Here is a 16,784-nt window from a genome sequence, read left to right on the forward strand (position 1 = left end):
AGATCAATTATCATTTACATAATTATGTGAGATTAATCACGAGAAGAGCATCAATTAATGATGGATTACCATTGTAATCATGGAAGGAATTTATATTTAGATAAGCCTGACAAATCAGTCGATAGTGTTTAGTTCAATCAGAAAATTGACCATTTACAGAATAAGCAAACGTTTACTAAGTTTGTGAAGCGACTATCTCCACTAAGGCAATTTTGAAAATTTGGCTAACGTCGTTAGCTCAGCAAACCTTACTGACCGTTCTCAGCAGCTCTGATTCTTTCAATCGCTTCTACCCTTCTCAGCTGTTGTGGCTGAAAATGAGCTTCTCTAAGCTGGGCAATCGTCTCTTTTTGTTCAATTTCTGAGAGTGCTGAGTCATTCAAAATGTCATTTCGTTCAACAAAGTAAATCTCTAGAGCTCCATCAAAGTCCGCCCTTTGTTGATCAAGCGCTTCGAGCCTCTGCGTCGCTTGTTCGCCAACCAGTTCGCTTCTCTTCAAGTATTTTCCTTGTTCATCTAGGCCTTGTGAGCTGGATAGTTGCTGTAATAACACCTGATTTTGATGGCTCGTTTGAACGTAATCTGGTTGTTCAGATAGATAAGATTCAAGCCTTTGCTGGTATTCTGATTCGTCTAGCCCTTCTTGTTTCAGAAGTAACTTTTCTAAAGCGATTTCCCTCATTCTGTTGTCATGGGTAAATAGAATACTTATCTCGCTCTCACTGAAAAATTCAGATTGGAGATCGAGTAACGCTTGATTCAGTGCGCGTAGATCCTCAGCGGATATTGATGTGGTGTCGAATTGCACGTCTAATGATGTCAGTGCCGACTTGTACTCAAGATACTTGGCAAACAGTGCTTCATCGACAATCGTAGCTTGTGATTGCTCATGGTGTTTTGCCACATTGTCGCGAATATCTTCGAGGGTTAATTCTGTATTGCCGGAGACGAAATATTCCATCATGTCTTTGGCTGATGCGTTATCGATTTCGGTATCTTGTTGAGAGGCCACCTTCAATGAAGAAGCACTTTGTTCGTTGTCACTATATGAATTTGGATCTTCCTTTTGTAGATACAAAAAGACCGCCGCTGTGCTCATCAGGGCTATCGTGGTTATCGACAAAATGGCGGTCTTTTTCATCATACTTTCCTTGTTCTCTTTATGAATGGGCAGTGCAACCTAAAGGCCAGCCAACTTCAATCGATTGGCGTGTTGACGATATAACGTCACGGGATCGGTCTCAAAGAGGTGGTGAATACCCAATAACCCATTAATCTCGTCTAGGTGGTTCATTTTATAATCATCACCAATCACTTTGCCCAAATGCGCGCTGCATGCTCCCACTAAACCATCATTAGGTTCATTGAATGCTAAGCCAAGGATTGTCATCGCTCCGTCGGTAGGATCGAGAAGATTGGTGAAAGTGGAGGATCCTGTCCATGAATAATAATAAACACCGTTATTGGCTTGCCATTCACCATCGCCACACTCAGACGTCGGAACGCCTTCAGGGTAAAACTGATTGAATGCAAGCGAACCTTCAGTGGTCAATGCTTCAAGGGAAGCAAGGCCATCTTGATCAAGATCCGTTCCGCCAGATAACAGGTTGATAAGCGTCGTCAATCCACCAGCCAATTTAACAGCGATACCTTCCGCGGCTGAGCCTTCTGATACGGTTCCACGCACGAGGTCGGCGACTTTCGAGCCTTTATGAACACCACCAATGCTCGTCACCGAAGCAACCAAATCAGGACGTACTGATGCCACATAGCGCGCTGTTGGTCCGCCGTGGCTGTGACCAACTAGGTTCACCTTACTTGCCCCTGTCGCGGCTAACAGTGTTTCAACTTGAGCCAACAATTGCTCGCCACGTACTTCAGAGCTATTGGTCGCTGATACTTGCGCTACATAGACGCTCGCACCATCTTTGGTTAGGGATTCAGGTACGCCATAGAAGTAATCGACACCCGCTAATGTATCGAAACCAAACAGACCATGTACCAACATAATGGGGTATTTCGTTTGTGTGTATCCACTGACCTCTAATGCCGATGCGCTTGTTCCGGCATAAGCGCCAAAACTGGATAGATAGGCTATCGTCCAAATTAATATCTTTTTCAATGCTCTTTCCTTAAACAGATTAGACCTCTGATGAGTAAAAGAACCGTAGTTGATGATTTTATAAAACAGAAAATAGAAACTTGATATTTGTGATGTTGAACTTGAATTAAACAGTTGTGATGAACATTAGAAAAATAGAATCGGACCAGACATCGAACCACAATAAGCTATTGATTAAATTAATATTTAACAAAAAATCATGAAGCTATAACTTCAATTATCTTGACCAAATAAAAACCAACATTCACAAAAAAATTTATCTCGTTTAGATCTGCGACGACAAACTGGCAAGTCATAGTCCACTAAAATCGAATATTAATGATAAATCCCTCGCTTCGACTTGATTGTTTTTCAACCAGAAAGTCGTTGGAAATTTGATACTTATACCAATTATGAAACGCCAACAACCTGAATGTATTGACGAGAATTATTGATTCTAGATATAGGTCGTACCAGTTATTTACTTATCCACTTATCCACTTATCAACAAGCAAGAGGCAAGAGGCAAGAGGCAAGAGGCAACAAGAAATAGACAACAAGCAACAACGTTTTGTTTGGCTCACTAAATATCAAAGAGAATACAGTGATGAAAAATACGGCTTTAATACTCGCGTTAACCATACCATTTGGGGCTTATGCTGCAGATGACTCAATACCGACACCAGAATCGATGACATCCGCACAAGTGCTCAGTACACAAGGTTCTGAGACCTATTCTTATGTTCGATGTTGGTATCGAACCGATGCATCGCACGACTCTGCAGCCACCGATTGGAAATGGGCGAAAAAAGAAAACGGCGACGATTACACGATCAACGGATATTGGTGGTCTTCCGTTTCTTTCAAAAACATGTTCTACAGTGATGCCCCACAATCTGAAATCAAACAGCGTTGCGAACAGACTCTCGGCATCCAACATGACGCCGCTGACATTACCTACGTTGCCGCAGACAATCGCTTCTCTTACAATCACTCCATCTGGACCAACGATAACGCTGTGCAAGCCAATACCATTAATCGCATTGTCACTTTTGGTGATAGCCTCTCTGACACTGGGAACCTATTTAATGGCTCTCAATGGGTTTTCCCAAATGCAAACTCATGGTTTCTGGGGCACTTTTCAAACGGTTTGGTTTGGACCGAATATTTAGCAAAAGCCAAAGACGTTCCTCTTTATAACTGGGCCGTGGGTGGCGCAGCAGGTACCAATCAATACGTGGCACTGACTGGCGTCTATGATCAAGTCACCTCTTACCTAACTTACATGAAAGTCGCTAAAAACTACCGCCCAGAAAACTCACTATTTACTCTAGAATTTGGCCTCAATGACTTTATGAATTACGACCGAGAAGTCGCTGATGTGAAAGCTGATTTCAGTAGCGCTTTAATCCGATTAACGGAATCTGGTGCGAGTAATATTCTACTGTTTACATTGCCCGATGCGACCAAAGCGCCGCAATTCAAATACTCGACTGAGCAAGAGATCATTAAAGTTCGTGGCAAGATCTTAGAGTTCAACCAATTCATCAAAGCGCAGGCCGAGTATTACCAAAGCCAGGGGAAAAACGTGGTGTTGTTCGATGCAAGTGCATTGTTCGCCAGCATTACCGATGACCCAGAACAACATGGCTTTCGAAACGCGAGTGACGCCTGTCTTGATATCAATAGAAGCTCAGCAGCAGACTACTTACGAAGCCATAGCTTGACTAATGATTGCGCAACCTATGGTTCAGACAGCTATGTATTCTGGGGCGTGACACATCCAACGACGGCTACTCATAAATACATTGCCGATCATATTTTGGCGTACTCGTTCTCTACCTTTGATTTCTAACGAGGAAACCTCGTCGAGTATCATCAAATACCGTCTGTAAGTACCAGAAGCTAAGGGCTTACACGAAGTACAGGTACAAAAAAACCGCCATCATCGGCGGTTTTTTATTTGCATCAACCTTTCAAAGCTAAGCTTTTAGGTCACGCAAGTTGATTACTCGTCGTCCACTTTTGGTGCGACTTTCTTCTTAGGGATAAACACGGTATCACCCACAGCCACATTTTGGTGGAAGCTCTTATCACGCTTAACCGGTTTCTTCGGCGTTTTCTTAACTTGGGTGCTGGTCTTCTTCTTCGCAGGTCCGCCTTTAGCAAAAGCAGGTTTACGAGGCTTAATACCTTTGAATTTACCTTTTAGACCTTCAAGCACAGAGAAAGTAAGATCTTGTTGAAGGTAAAGCTCAACACGCTTAAAGCTGTCCCAGTCTTTTGGACCAACCAAAGAGATTGCATCACCTTTGTTACCCGCACGACCAGTACGACCAACGCGGTGCACGTACTCTTCTGTATGCTTAGGCATATCAAAGTTGATAACGTGGCTTACGTTTGGAATATCGATACCACGCGAAGCAACATCGGTTGTTACCAAGATCTTGTAAACCGCACGCTCAAATTGACTCATGATCGCGTTACGTTGCGTTTGGTTTAGGTTGCCACTCAATGCAACGGCTTTAAGCTTCTTCTCGTTTAACTTATCCGTTAAACGATCAGTATCGGCACGAGTTGCAGTGAAGATCATCACCTGACGGTATTCAGCTTCTTCAATCACACGATCCAAAATCGCTTCTTTATGATCGAGGTGGTCACACAGGTAGAACTTCTGAGTGATATCAAGGTGCTGCTCGTTAGAAACACCAACAGAGATACGCTTGGGTGCGTCTAGCATTTCATTTGCAATGCCATTCACTTCCGCGTGATCAAGCGTCGCAGAGAACATCAACGTTTGACGACGACGGTGCTTAGCTGCATTCGCAATGCGACGCAATTCAGGTGCGAAACCTAAATCCAGCATACGGTCAGCTTCATCAAGAATTAGCGTTTCAACACCATCTAAAAACAGTGAGCGGTGCTCAAGGTGATCGGCCAGACGACCTGGAGTCGCAACAATAAAACGAGGGTACTTACGCAGGGCTTTAACTTGGTCGTTAAAGTTTTCGCCACCCAAGATAAGTGTGGCTTCGTAAGACAGACCGCCAAGCATGCTACGCAGCTCGCCGTAAACTTGTTTTGCTAGCTCACGAGTAGGAGCCAAAATTACACCACGAGGATCTTTAGCAGAAAACGCTTTTGTTTTTAATGCTTTATGTATCATCGGCAACACAAACGCCAATGTTTTACCTGATCCCGTTTTTGATGAAGCCAATAGATCCTTACCAGCAATAGCAACAGGGATCGCTTTTGATTGGATCTCTGTCGCTTTCTTGAAGTCGTAATGTTTTAAGTTCTTCAGTAAGCGGTTATCTAAGCCTAAATCTTTAAAGTGCAAAGGACTCTCCAGTCATGATGGTATTGAATAAAATTAATTTAACGTGACATGATACCGCGAAAGTACTTTATAAGGATAGAGATCACAGTAAATTTATCCTTTTATCTGATGTTAACTAGAACATTGTATGCGTTGCTAACAAAGGGACCACTCTCCAAAGTAGTATCAAAACGACCTCGAACCCCCTCATCTCAGAAATGAGACAGAACGTGATGCTTAGCTAATTACCTCAAAAATTTAGCAATTTCTTTAGTTATTGTTTTTGCAGTTAAAAAATTAGTCGCTACAATCATTAATGAAGCGACTATATGATAAAGAATGTATAGCGCATCTTTTGATGATAAATAAGCAAGGAGTTCTTATGAATAAGACGTTAATCGCAGCTGCAGCCTCAGTATTTATTTTAGCTGGTTGTTCTTCAGAGCCTGAAGAAGCAGCGGTATCAGAAATGGACCAACTAACTAACCAAGTTGCTGAGCTAAGCAGCGAAGTAGAAGCACTTAAGAGTGACAAAGCGGCTGCTGAAATGAAAGCTCAAGAAGCATCAGCTGCGGCTATGGCAGCAAAAGAAGAAGCGGATCGTGCTAACGACCGTATCGACAACATTGCTGAGTCTTACACTAAGTAATTGAGATAGAAGCTCAATGAAGCTGTAGATTTCAAAAGACGTATATACATGCAGTAAATTGACAACACCACCTCTTTCGAGGTGGTGTTTTTTTATTTAGGGAAAAGAGAAAGAAGGCTATGGGGCTTTACTCACAACCGATAAAATTAGAACTCAATCACAGGCGGTGCAATTTCAACAGGCACACCATTTTGAGCAAAGATGACGGCTTTGGCTTTTGAATTAGGAAGATCAGCGTCTTCAAGCCACCATTTTAGTTCAACAGGGATTTGCAGTAATTTCTTAGAGCCATCACTTCGCGTCAAAGGTTCGTGAGCCTCAACAAATACACTTCTATCCGGCTCTAAAGACACCTTAATAGGCTCATCGATTATTGTGACTTGTTCACCACGACTCACCTGTTCAAAAAGCCACTCAATATCTTTAGGTTCCATACGGATACACCCAGAACTGACTCTCAAACCTATCCCGAAATCCTTATTAGTACCATGTATCAGATAATCACCAGCACCATAAGCAAGTCGCAGTGCATATTCACCTAAAGGATTTTCAGGCCCAGCGGGAACCACTCTTGGTAGCTCAATCCCTTTTTCTAAGTACTCTTTGCGAATTGAGTTTGGAGGAGTCCAAGTCGGGTTTGGACGTTTTTGGCTTATCTTAGTGATCATTTCGGGAGTATCACGCCCTACTCGTCCAATACCGACAGGGAAGACATGCACCTGATTTTTCTCAGGCTCAAAGTAGTACAACCTCAACTCTGCAAGGTTAATCACAATGCCTTTTCTCGGAGTATCCGGCAGAATCAAACGGCTAGGAATGCTTAACACATAGCCTTCAGCAGGAAGAAAAGGATCGACCCCTTTGTTTGCCGCCATTAAAGAGAGAAAGCCAATATCGTATTGCTTTGCAATGATCGCCAAGGTTTCACCCGCCGCAACTTCGTGTTGCTGTATTCTGCCCACGATACGGCTTTCTGTTGGTGGCAACTCAAAAGTTGCAGCAGACACCCACGACGAAGTCATCGCGCCAGCAAGCAAAATGATTACCCGAGCAAGTAAAGCAGTTCTCACAGCAAACAAAGTCGTTCTAGCTGTAATCAATGCGGACTTAACAGTAATCAATGTGGACTTAACAGCAATCAATGTGGATTTAACAGCGACCAACACTAGCTTATGTAACCTTGTTTTCGTCTGTAACTGTGTTTTCATCGAGTGCGAAGGCGTCGAGTTAGCGCAATACGACATACAATTCCTTGGTTTGTCTCTTTATCAAAGTTTAGATTATCGCTGATCAAACGTCTCTACAACGTATTGTTGTCTCCAAGGCAATATGCAACAGATTTAAATTTCGAGCTTTATCTTTAAATATCGAGCAATTTACCCATACAAAATCGATTGCCTTTACGCTTTCAACATATTTGGTTATCAATATTAATAAAACTATAATGGCAAAGCGGTTTTGTGACTAAAGTCTCATGGAGCCTCGTTTTAACTCGCTAATATTGCCTCAACAAAACGAATTCAATTCAACAGAATCGGTAATTGATTAAATCCTGTTCCTATCATTACCGTTTAAACTTTGGAGAACGACCATGGCTACACCTCATATTAATGCTCAAGCTGGTGATTTCGCAGAAACAGTACTTATGCCGGGCGACCCGCTTCGCGCAAAATACATTGCAGAAACATTCCTTGATGACGTGAAGCAAGTTTGTGACGTTCGCAACATGTTTGGTTACACAGGCACTTACAAAGGTAAGAAAGTTTCTGTAATGGGCCACGGTATGGGTATCCCATCATGCTGCATCTACGTACACGAGCTTATCGCTGAATACGGCGTGAAAAACGTTATTCGCGTAGGTAGCTGTGGTGCGGTACGTGACGACGTTAAACTGATGGACGTTGTTATCGGTATGGGTGCTTCTACAGACTCAAAAGTAAACCGTATTCGTTTCAACAATCACGACTTCGCTGCAATCGCTGATTTCGGTCTTCTAGAAGAAGCAGTAAACCAAGCACGTGCACAAGAAGTTCCAGTTAAAGTTGGTAACGTATTCTCTGCAGACCTTTTCTACACTCCAGAAGCTGACCTTTTCGAAAAAATGGAAAAGCTAGGCATCCTTGGTGTTGATATGGAAGCGGCAGGTATCTACGGTGTTGCTGCGGATCTTGGTGCTAAAGCACTAACCATCCTAACAGTGTCTGACCACATCATCCGTGGTGAGAAATTAAGCTCTGAAGATCGTCAAAAATCTTTCAACGACATGATGAAAGTTGCTCTAGAGACTGCAATCAACATCTAACGACTTGAATAAGATACATTGAAAAGCGTTACCCCGCAGCCAAGCTTACTTGGCTGCTCAAATAATCCCGAGGGGGAGATCGTGTCTAACGACAAGCTGCCAAAAGATGCGGATGGTTTGCAACTCAACTTTTGTAAAACATTGGCGTGTGACAACTTTGGCTTGAGCGATGCAAAACGGTATGTTTTGCAACACGCAAACCCTAAGCGTCCGGCGATGGTTTGTCGTGAATGTGGAGCTTTCCCCCCCTTACTTAACAATCGTGAAGTGTTAAGCGAACTTCATCGCCTAAGACAACTTCACAGCGATGGGCTCCCTGCTTGTCGTAATGATGATTGCGATAACTTCGGCTTATCGGTTCATACCCACAAACATCTTTACCATGCCTTCGGCTACAGTGGCGACAGGCAGCGTTATCGATGTAAAGACTGCCAGTCAACCTTCGTTGACAAGTGGTCTGGATCCAATAAAAAACTTCAGTTTCAAGAAAACCTCATGGGCTTATTGTTCATGGGTTATTCCGTACGTGAAATCTGTAGAAAATTAGAGATCAATCCAAAGACTTTCTATGATCATGTTGACCATATCGCGAGCCGTTGTCGTCGTAAATTAGCGATGATCGATGCACGATGGGTTAACCATGCGAAAGATTACGAGTTCGCATCTCACTACCAGCGTCTACAGCCACAAAGTAACAACGGTGTGGTTTGGATAGCGACTGGCGAAGCGCATTCTGGCTACATCCTTTGCCAACACGTTAACTACTCTCAAAATGAAGAGCCTTCAGGGAATGTTGATCACAATCCTTACGATGACGTTGCGCGTTTTGTATCCAAAGATCACTCATCAGAAGCGAACCTCGAACAACCTCAGCCATCTGACAAGTTGAAAGAGCGTATTGAACAGCAGTACCAAGTGATTCTAGCGAGAGGTAACGTTGAGGATCCTATGGGTAACCTCACAACATTTAGCTACCCTTCAAAAGGCGCGCTGATTCGACCGCCTTATACCTCTTATGCTCACTTCTTACATGTGCTTGATATGTGTAATGAAGACAAGCATGTCGCTATCTATATGCCACAAGATCCATTACTAAGATCTGCCGCTTTAAGTGTATGTTTGCCGCGCATTCAGAGTCAAAATATTGACCTTATGTATGTAGAGGAAGATCCCGGCTGGCAAGACGATCAAAGTTTCGAAAAGATCGACATCGTTCACATGAGTTGGTGGCGCGATCGTTGGGCTATCGCAAATCAAGGTGATAACCAGAAAGGTATTTGCTACCTAACGGGTAACAATCCAGAACCAAAACAGTGGTTTAACACTGCCTCAATTCAGCAAACCAAGTTCTATCAACAACGCTTCCAGCTGTTATTTGATAGCTTCATCAATGAGCCCAGACGTAAGCTTCGTCCTGGGGGCATTCTTCCATTGCTCGACATATTTAGAGCTTGGCACAATCTGTGCTACCAAGATAAGCAAGGGCTCACGGCAGCGCAGCGCTTAGGTGTAGCAGAGCAGCCATTGACCCTAAAGCAACTACTTTCATAGAAACAGACCTCTAGATAATTATTCGGGAACTCATTGATTTTAAAGCAACAACATGAGGTAACACCCATAATTGGAAAAGATACATGTTCCTTTAAGGCCCTAAGAAAGATAATTGGTGCTTATCTCAAATCACACTCTTATAATGATTGTGTTATCAATATGTTCGATAATTATGGATCTAACTCTTGGACAAAAATCAGTACCTTCTTGAAACAGAACTAGAACAACTCAAAACTCGTGTCGACTCTGAGCCATCGGTGATCCTAGAGATTGCCCAACAGTGCCTAGTCCGATCGGAGCAAGTTCTGTTTGAAGAGGGTGCTATCCAGTCGTTAATGTTAATGGCAAGGTGTAGCTGGAACCTGATGGATTACCAAAAAGGTTTGAAGTACATCAAGGAAACCTACAAGCGCCAGAACCGATTAGATACCGACCTTTTCCTCCCTGAAATCCTCCATTTACACGCGCTCCAGTACTGGGGACAAGCCAAGTACTATTCCGCCCAACAGTTCTGGATCAATGCCTTAGAGCAGTCTGCACTGGTTGATGAAGTCGAGATTCAAATTGAATGTCTCATTGGGCTTGGCAACATTTGGCGAATGACTCATGAATATAAGCTTGCACGTTCTACCCATCAACTTGCCGTTAAAGTGGCTAACAACAGCCGCATTGGTTGGCTAGAGGGCAAAGCAAGAATACTGCTCGCTTGGGATTACTACCTGCTTAACAACTATGTCGAAATGCTGTCGGTACTCGACGGTGCAGAAGAAGCGTTAAAAGAGCATAAAGATAACACTTGGCATGCCGAAGTATGGGACTTTCGAGGCCTTGCTCTGCTTGGGCTTGAACGTCTAGATGATGCAGAGCGCGCGACAGCCAAAGCGCACAATCTAGCCGTAGAACACAACCTCGTTTGGATGAAAGCGCACTCTTACATCAGTCGAGCTCGATTGGAGCTCCTGAGAAAAAGACCAGAACATGCGGCAGAATTGCTGAAACTCGCTGAACACTCTGCAAATGAATTCGATAATGGTGAGTTGCTTAGCCAGATTTGTTACCAACAATCCTTGGTTGCAGAAGAAAACCAAGATTTCAAAGCTGCGTTGGTCGCCTTTAAAAAGTACCGTCAATATTCCATCGGTATGCTTAAAGAGCAAACTAATCGTGTCGGTTTAGACAAAGCGCGCAGTTCCAAGCGTCAGCTTGAACAGAGAGCACGAAAACTGATTAACCGTATTCGTGGCCAGCATGAGTACGATCCTGAAAAGCACCTCTCTTATGTCGTCTCTGAAACCTTTTGGTGGGAGAAGCTGGTCCTATTTAAGACAGAACTTAAACGTTCGAACCACAGCATCATTATGTTCCATCATGTCGATACCGATTACTTAGATGTCTGTACCGAGATTGCTCATACCTTGTGTAATCAAAACGACTTCATCGCTAGGCTGAGTTCAGAGCGTGTTGCTATGATGCTTTCAGAGAAAGGCGAAGCCGCAGAACAAACCTTCCAAACTCTCAGCACCATGCTAGAAATATATCCATGGCATAGAAAAGGATTAAAAGGTTCGAGACCTACCGTCAGCCTCAATGATATTTTGACGTTCCCGTTCACTCTTGAACAATTAGAAGAAGACGATGCTGAGGTAATAGAATAATGGAAACCCTACTACGCAAGATCACAGATGCTGGTTTAGACCCTTCATCGGTATCGGGTGAAGAAGCGATCATATTCTGGAACCACATTCGCCAGCACGTTTCGACCACGCAAACTGAGCAAGCGCACTGCTATATCATCAGCTCTGAGTACCGTGCCGAGTTACAACAAAATCAAACCAGTATCGAAGAACTCAGGTTTGCACTCGACCTACTCCACCTTCCTGTAGATATCGAAGACATTCTCACAGTAAAGACCAGCCTAAGCGACCGCTTAGTTGAAATTGGTGATTACACATCGGCACTGAATGAATTCGTCAGCTCATCGACAATTGCGGTTGAACACGGCCATATCGATGAATATGTATTGGCTATCTTAGGCATGGGCAACCTGTGTGATGCCTATGGTGATCACAACAGAGCTCTTCGCTATTACCAAAAAATCAGCAGTATAGACCACGCGATAAGCAGTCGCTCACTTCGCCTCAAATTCAAGCTGCATATGGTAGCAAGCCTACTTCTGCTCAACCGCATTACCGCGGCCAGCGATTTACTGAATGAGTGCGAAGAATTAAGTATTCTAGTGAGTGACAAGTTGCTCACAGCTCAAATATTGCTCTACCAAGCGAAAGTGCTTCGTGCTAAGAAAAAATACCATGAAGCCTTACGTTGCCTTTCAAAAGTTCAATACCCAGCCAACAGCACTCAAGCAAGCTGGCTCGCAACCATGACTCGTCTCGAGTTAGCACATTGCCTAAGTGCAACCGGAAAGCAAGACTATGCGAGCATGATTTTGTCGAACACAGACAAACGTGTAAAAGCCTACTCATCGCCAGTGCTTGCAAAGCGTTTCTATGACTCTTTGAGTGACGTATGTATGAATCAGGGCCGTTTTCAAGAAGCTCTGAGCTATGAGAAAAAAGGTTACCGAATTGAAACGGATCTGATGAAGCAGATCCCGATCAGCGAACTCGGTGCAAGCCAACTACGCCGCCTATCGCGTTTTGAGTTACAACTAAAACTCATTCTCTCTGAACAAGAAAATAGAGAACTCAAAGAGACGACTGAACAGCACAAGAATACAGTTGCTCAACTACAACAAGATGTTTTCACCGACCCACTGACCGGGTTACACAACCGTCGATGGTTAGATGTAAAACTAAAAGACCTGTTGCTTCACGAAGCACCTTTCGCCTTGATGGTTGTTGATATCGACCACTTTAAGTCTATCAATGATGAACTAAGCCACTTAGTGGGTGATAAAGCGATTGTCAGCGTTTCTCAAGAGCTGCGCTCATACTTTAAGTTTAGAGGCGCGTCATGTGTCAGATTTGGTGGAGAAGAGTTCCTCGTCATCCTTGAAAACACTGACCTTGCGAAAGCAGAAATGCACTCTGAAAATTATCGAGAGCGTATCTTCCAATTCGGATGGCATGAAATACTCGGAGAGCGCGGTTTAACCGTGAGTATCGGTATCACTTTACATCGCGACGGAGAAAATACTCAGCGTACCTTCTACCGTGCCGATAAAGCGCTATACCGAGCTAAAGCCAATGGCCGTAATCAAGTGTGTACAGAGTAGTGGCATGTAACTCTGTAACTTTGTAGCTCTGTAGCTCTGTAGCTCTGTAGCTCTGTAGCTAAAGCCTGAACTTTATTGATAAAAGAACAGAGATATTCCAGCAAGGGCAGCAAGCGTCCCGATGACGCTTTGCTTTGACACCTTCTCCCCTTTAATCGCATAAATCACCAAAATAAAGACCGGACTGGTCGCTATCAATGTTTGTGCAATCGCAGGGTTCGCATTCTTCAATGCCACTTGCTGAAGCCACAAAGCCAAAAAGGTTCCGACAAAGATTGCCCCTAATAACCAAAGTTTATCGAGCTTGGTCATTTCCCATAAATCTCTTTTTATCGATGAATACGGCTTCTTTTCAACAAAAGGGATAATCAGCATTACTGCAAACACACCTATCGTGAGACGAATCAGTGCACCTAATAATGGTGGGATATCACCCGCCACTAACGCGTAATGAGAAATCACCACACCGGATGCCTGACAAACACTCGCCACAAGCCCATAACCAATGCCACCCCACTGCGCTTTATCATTCGATTCACCGCTCGCCGATTTTGATGGCTGGAAGACAACGAAGGTCACCGCTAGTGTTGTAATCACGACACCGAGCCAACTTTGTACTGTCAATACAGCACCAAGAAACATGAGTGCCAGCACGCCAGAAAGAGGCGGTGCTAAAGATTCCAGTAACAGCGTCTTATTGGCACCGATTCTTTTCAATGCCGCAAAATAGGCGCTATCTCCAATCGCAATGCCAATCACACCTGAAATTGCCAATATCAGAAAATGGTTGGTACTCAATTCAAATTCAGGCATCGGTATTAACGGCATGACTAACAGCATCATGCCAGAAGCGACTACACCCTTAACAATGTTCAATTGCATCGCAGAGAAGCGATGTCCAAATTGCCCATAAATCCATGTCGCACACGCCCACACAATCGCAGCACCAATAGCCGCCAATTCACCTATATACATCCGTGTTTATCCTTTGTGGTTGTGCACGTCATTTAGAATCGTAGCTGTCATCATTTCAGCTAAAATACCAACCAGAAAGCCGAAATAGCCTCTTCAAACGCGATGAGATTTTATAAGATTCGTCAATGGTTTTGCTCACATTAGAAGCGAACACTCATTATTTCTAACTCAGTAAATCATTTTTATAACAATTACTTGGATGATAGCGTACTATATTTATAACTAACATCTAACATTACAAGGATCTGTTATGTTTTTAGACTACTTTGCACTCGGCTTACTCATTTTCGTTGCTCTAGTCATCTTTTACGGCATCATCGTTATTCACGATATCCCTTATGAAATAGCCAAAGAACGTAATCATCCTCACCAAGACGCAATTCACGTCTCAGGCTGGGTTAGCCTATTCACTTTGCACACAATTTGGCCCTTTCTATGGATTTGGGCAACATTATGGCGCAAAGACCGAGGCTGGGGCTTCGAAAAACTCGAAGAAGAGCAGCACGATATTCATCACCGAGTGGATGTTTTAATCGATCAAGTTAGCACCCTTCAAGAAGAGATCGCACAGCTCAAACAAGCAAATACTAAACAAAGCAGCACAGAAAAAGAGTCAAACAACGTTCAAGATCAGGAGGTTAAGTAATGGATTTACTACTGATAATGACCTACGCGGCACTTTGTATCACTATTTTCAAAGTATTTAATATCCCACTAAACAAATGGACAGTGCCTACCGCAGTGCTCGGTGGTGTGGTCATCGTAGGAACATTGATCCTATTAATGAACTACAACCATCCTTTCACACAACTTGGCAACCAAGTTTACTCAACGACTCCAATTGTTTCAGGCGTTAGAGGTAAAGTCATTGAGGTTCCTGTTGAGGCGAATTCTCCTTTAAAGAAAGGAGACATCCTCTTTAAAATTGACCCTATCCCTTTTGAAGCAGAAGTCGCTAAGCTCGAAGCGAAAGTAAAAGAAGCAAGCCAAGGAGCACTTGGGCTTGAATCTCAAGTTGCTGAAGCTGAAGCTGCTAAAATCAAAGCGATTGCAGAAAGAGACAAAGCGCAACGCGAGTTTTCTCGTTATAAGCGTGGCTTTGAAAGTGGTGCGTTCACCGAACAACAATTGGATACTCGTAGACAAGCTTACAAGGCATCGGAAGCTGCAGTAAAAGTAGCAGAAGCAAGTCAACAACAAGCTCAGATTGCTCTAAATTCTGAAATTGGTGGCGAGAACACCGCAGTGGCAGGATTACTTGCAGACTTACGTAAGGCTCAATTCAACCTTGACCAAACGGTCGTGAGAGCACCAACGGATGGATATGTTACACAACTAGCACTGCGTCCAGGCGTAATGGCTGTACCGCTGCCTCTTGCTCCTGTCATGACATTTGTCCATACGGAAGAAAAATACTACATCGCAGCATTCAGACAAAACTCATTGCAACGACTGCATCCTGGTTTCGAAGCTGAATTTTTATTCAGAGCACTACCAGGCAAGATTTTCAAAGGACGCATTGATGAAATAATCCCAGCTATTGGTGAGAGTCAAATTCAAGCGCGCGGGACACTTATTGGTACCAATGCACTTCGTACTAATGGACGTGTATTTGCTAAAATGACCATCACTGATGACCTGTCTGACTACCATTTACCTATGGGTACCGCGGTTGAAGTTGCCGTTTATTCTGACAGCTTCACTCACGTGTCTATCATGCGTAAGGTCCTTATTCGCATGAAGAGCTGGCAAAACTATCTATATCTAGACCACTAACTATACCTAGACCACTAAATGGTCGTAGATATACGACGAACCCACTTAACACATTGTTAAGACGAATGAAAAAGCCAGACCCGTTCTGGCTTTTTTGTTGCTTGATTAACCGTAAAATTGCGCTTTTTACACGATATTTAGGTGTTCAGATGGAATTTTAGACATCTAGACACTTATCTTCCCTTATGGAAGGGTTCTACTGTATAATGCGCGCCTTATTTTTTATATTTGCCCAAAAAACGTTCTCATTGAGACGCATATTAATAATGGCGAATATTTGTTCTTTATTTTGCTTTATTTTTCAGTATTCGAGGTTATCTATGAACTTTTCAGCTAAAACAGTGGTCGTTATCGCCATTGGCGCGGCACTGTACGGCATTGGTGGTTTACCTATGTTTGGTGTCCCAGTGTTTGCGAACACGACATTGAAACCAGCGATGGCAGTCCTAGCACTATTTTCTGTTTTGTTCGGCCCAATTGTTGGCTTCTTGGTTGGCTTTATCGGTCACTGGGTAACGGATCTGTTCGCAGGCTGGGGCGTTTGGTTAACTTGGGTACTAGGCTCAGGTATCGTAGGTATGGTTATCGGCTTATTCCCTATGATGACTAAGAACCGTCTTCAACAAGGCGAACTGCCAATGAAAGATTTTGTATTGTTCGTGATACTGGCCCTTGCAGGTAACGTTGTAGGCTATGGCTGCTCTGCGTTCCTAGATACTATCTTATATGCAGAACCGTTTACTAAAGTCTTCACTCAACTGTCTATCATCGCAGCGGGTAACACCGTTCTGATCGCTGTTGTGGGCTTCCTGATCCTAAAATCAGTCGCTAAACGCAACAAACAAAGCCGCAACCTAACTGAGGCATAAGCGATA

At 43.5% G+C, this 16,784-nt stretch carries 14 protein-coding genes; 9 read left to right on the top strand and 5 right to left on the bottom strand.

The annotated features are described in order from the left end of the window. Positions 1 to 248: 248 nt before the first annotated feature. Entirely contained in the window at positions 249 to 1,142 is an 894-nt protein-coding gene (locus OCU90_RS22685; RefSeq protein ID WP_061022201.1) for a lipase secretion chaperone, read from the bottom strand. Positions 1,143 to 1,181: 39 nt separating this feature from the next. Continuing rightward, the gene (locus tag OCU90_RS22690; RefSeq protein WP_061022202.1) at positions 1,182 to 2,123 is read right to left on the bottom strand and encodes a lipase family alpha/beta hydrolase; all 942 of its coding nucleotides are present in this window, start codon (positions 2,121 to 2,123) and stop codon (positions 1,182 to 1,184) included. 586 nt (positions 2,124 to 2,709) lie between these two features. On the opposite strand from OCU90_RS22690, the gene OCU90_RS22695 reads away from it, so the two are divergent. Next, positions 2,710 to 3,957 carry an SGNH/GDSL hydrolase family protein gene (locus OCU90_RS22695; RefSeq protein ID WP_061022204.1) on the top strand — a complete coding sequence of 416 codons (1,248 nt, stop codon included), beginning with the start codon at positions 2,710 to 2,712 and terminating at the stop codon, positions 3,955 to 3,957. A gap of 153 nt (positions 3,958 to 4,110) precedes the next feature. On the opposite strand, the gene OCU90_RS22700 is transcribed toward OCU90_RS22695, so the two are convergent. Continuing rightward, a complete protein-coding gene (locus tag OCU90_RS22700) occupies positions 4,111 to 5,442 on the bottom strand; it encodes a DEAD/DEAH box helicase (protein ID WP_004732064.1) in 1,332 nt (443 codons plus the stop codon). A 361-nt stretch (positions 5,443 to 5,803) separates the two neighbouring features. Between OCU90_RS22700 and OCU90_RS22705 the strand changes: the two genes are divergently transcribed. Continuing rightward, positions 5,804 to 6,070 (top strand): Lpp/OprI family alanine-zipper lipoprotein, encoded by a 267-nt coding sequence (locus OCU90_RS22705; RefSeq protein WP_004732066.1) that lies wholly within the window; start codon positions 5,804 to 5,806, stop codon positions 6,068 to 6,070. A gap of 146 nt (positions 6,071 to 6,216) precedes the next feature. On the opposite strand, the gene OCU90_RS22710 is transcribed toward OCU90_RS22705, so the two are convergent. Continuing rightward, the gene (locus OCU90_RS22710) at positions 6,217 to 7,314 is read right to left on the bottom strand and encodes a L,D-transpeptidase family protein (RefSeq protein ID WP_061022206.1); all 1,098 of its coding nucleotides are present in this window, start codon (positions 7,312 to 7,314) and stop codon (positions 6,217 to 6,219) included. A 347-nt stretch (positions 7,315 to 7,661) separates the two neighbouring features. Between OCU90_RS22710 and deoD the strand changes: the two genes are divergently transcribed. The 4 genes from deoD (at position 7,662) to OCU90_RS22730 (ending at position 13,158) form a co-directional block, all read left to right on the top strand. Further along, complete coding sequence (gene deoD / locus OCU90_RS22715; RefSeq protein ID WP_004732072.1) at positions 7,662 to 8,372, top strand: purine-nucleoside phosphorylase; 711 nt, start codon at positions 7,662 to 7,664, stop codon at positions 8,370 to 8,372. A gap of 81 nt (positions 8,373 to 8,453) precedes the next feature. Beyond that, a complete protein-coding gene (locus OCU90_RS22720) occupies positions 8,454 to 9,923 on the top strand; it encodes a hypothetical protein (RefSeq protein WP_004732073.1) in 1,470 nt (489 codons plus the stop codon). Between the two features lie 185 nt (positions 9,924 to 10,108). Then, complete coding sequence (locus OCU90_RS22725; protein ID WP_061022209.1) at positions 10,109 to 11,578, top strand: tetratricopeptide repeat protein; 1,470 nt, start codon at positions 10,109 to 10,111, stop codon at positions 11,576 to 11,578. Continuing rightward, complete coding sequence (locus OCU90_RS22730) at positions 11,578 to 13,158, top strand: GGDEF domain-containing protein (protein WP_061022211.1); 1,581 nt, start codon at positions 11,578 to 11,580, stop codon at positions 13,156 to 13,158. Before OCU90_RS22725 ends, OCU90_RS22730 begins: the two co-directional genes overlap by 1 nt. Positions 13,159 to 13,230: 72 nt before the next feature. Here OCU90_RS22730 and OCU90_RS22735 read toward each other — a convergent pair whose 3' ends face one another. After that, complete coding sequence (locus tag OCU90_RS22735) at positions 13,231 to 14,133, bottom strand: DMT family transporter (RefSeq protein ID WP_004732079.1); 903 nt, start codon at positions 14,131 to 14,133, stop codon at positions 13,231 to 13,233. Between the two features lie 250 nt (positions 14,134 to 14,383). Between OCU90_RS22735 and OCU90_RS22740 the strand changes: the two genes are divergently transcribed. From OCU90_RS22740 to OCU90_RS22750, 3 genes are all read left to right on the top strand, one after another. After that, a complete protein-coding gene (locus tag OCU90_RS22740; RefSeq protein WP_061022213.1) occupies positions 14,384 to 14,779 on the top strand; it encodes a DUF3302 domain-containing protein in 396 nt (131 codons plus the stop codon). Next, entirely contained in the window at positions 14,779 to 15,909 is a 1,131-nt protein-coding gene (locus tag OCU90_RS22745; RefSeq protein WP_017061874.1) for an HlyD family secretion protein, read from the top strand. Before OCU90_RS22740 ends, OCU90_RS22745 begins: the two co-directional genes overlap by 1 nt. Positions 15,910 to 16,229: 320 nt before the next feature. Continuing rightward, the gene (locus OCU90_RS22750; RefSeq protein WP_004732085.1) at positions 16,230 to 16,778 is read left to right on the top strand and encodes an ECF-type riboflavin transporter substrate-binding protein; all 549 of its coding nucleotides are present in this window, start codon (positions 16,230 to 16,232) and stop codon (positions 16,776 to 16,778) included. Positions 16,779 to 16,784 lie beyond the last annotated feature (6 nt).

This window comes from Vibrio splendidus (assembly GCF_024347615.1).
GTDB lineage: Bacteria > Pseudomonadota > Gammaproteobacteria > Enterobacterales > Vibrionaceae > Vibrio > Vibrio splendidus.

Excerpts from the sequence above, each read along its gene's own strand:
- OCU90_RS22695 (WP_061022204.1), top strand. The coding sequence starts at position 2,710 with ATGAAAAATACGGCTTTAATACTCGCGTTAACCATACCATTTGGGGCT.
- OCU90_RS22735 (WP_004732079.1), bottom strand. The coding sequence starts at position 14,133 with ATGTATATAGGTGAATTGGCGGCTATTGGTGCTGCGATTGTGTGGGCG.
- OCU90_RS22745 (WP_017061874.1), top strand. The coding sequence starts at position 14,779 with ATGGATTTACTACTGATAATGACCTACGCGGCACTTTGTATCACTATT.
- OCU90_RS22705 (WP_004732066.1), top strand. The coding sequence starts at position 5,804 with ATGAATAAGACGTTAATCGCAGCTGCAGCCTCAGTATTTATTTTAGCT.
- OCU90_RS22710 (WP_061022206.1), bottom strand. The coding sequence starts at position 7,314 with ATGTCGTATTGCGCTAACTCGACGCCTTCGCACTCGATGAAAACACAG.
- OCU90_RS22750 (WP_004732085.1), top strand. The coding sequence starts at position 16,230 with ATGAACTTTTCAGCTAAAACAGTGGTCGTTATCGCCATTGGCGCGGCA.
- OCU90_RS22685 (WP_061022201.1), bottom strand. The coding sequence starts at position 1,142 with ATGAAAAAGACCGCCATTTTGTCGATAACCACGATAGCCCTGATGAGC.
- OCU90_RS22740 (WP_061022213.1), top strand. The coding sequence starts at position 14,384 with ATGTTTTTAGACTACTTTGCACTCGGCTTACTCATTTTCGTTGCTCTA.
- OCU90_RS22730 (WP_061022211.1), top strand. The coding sequence starts at position 11,578 with ATGGAAACCCTACTACGCAAGATCACAGATGCTGGTTTAGACCCTTCA.
- deoD (WP_004732072.1), top strand. The coding sequence starts at position 7,662 with ATGGCTACACCTCATATTAATGCTCAAGCTGGTGATTTCGCAGAAACA.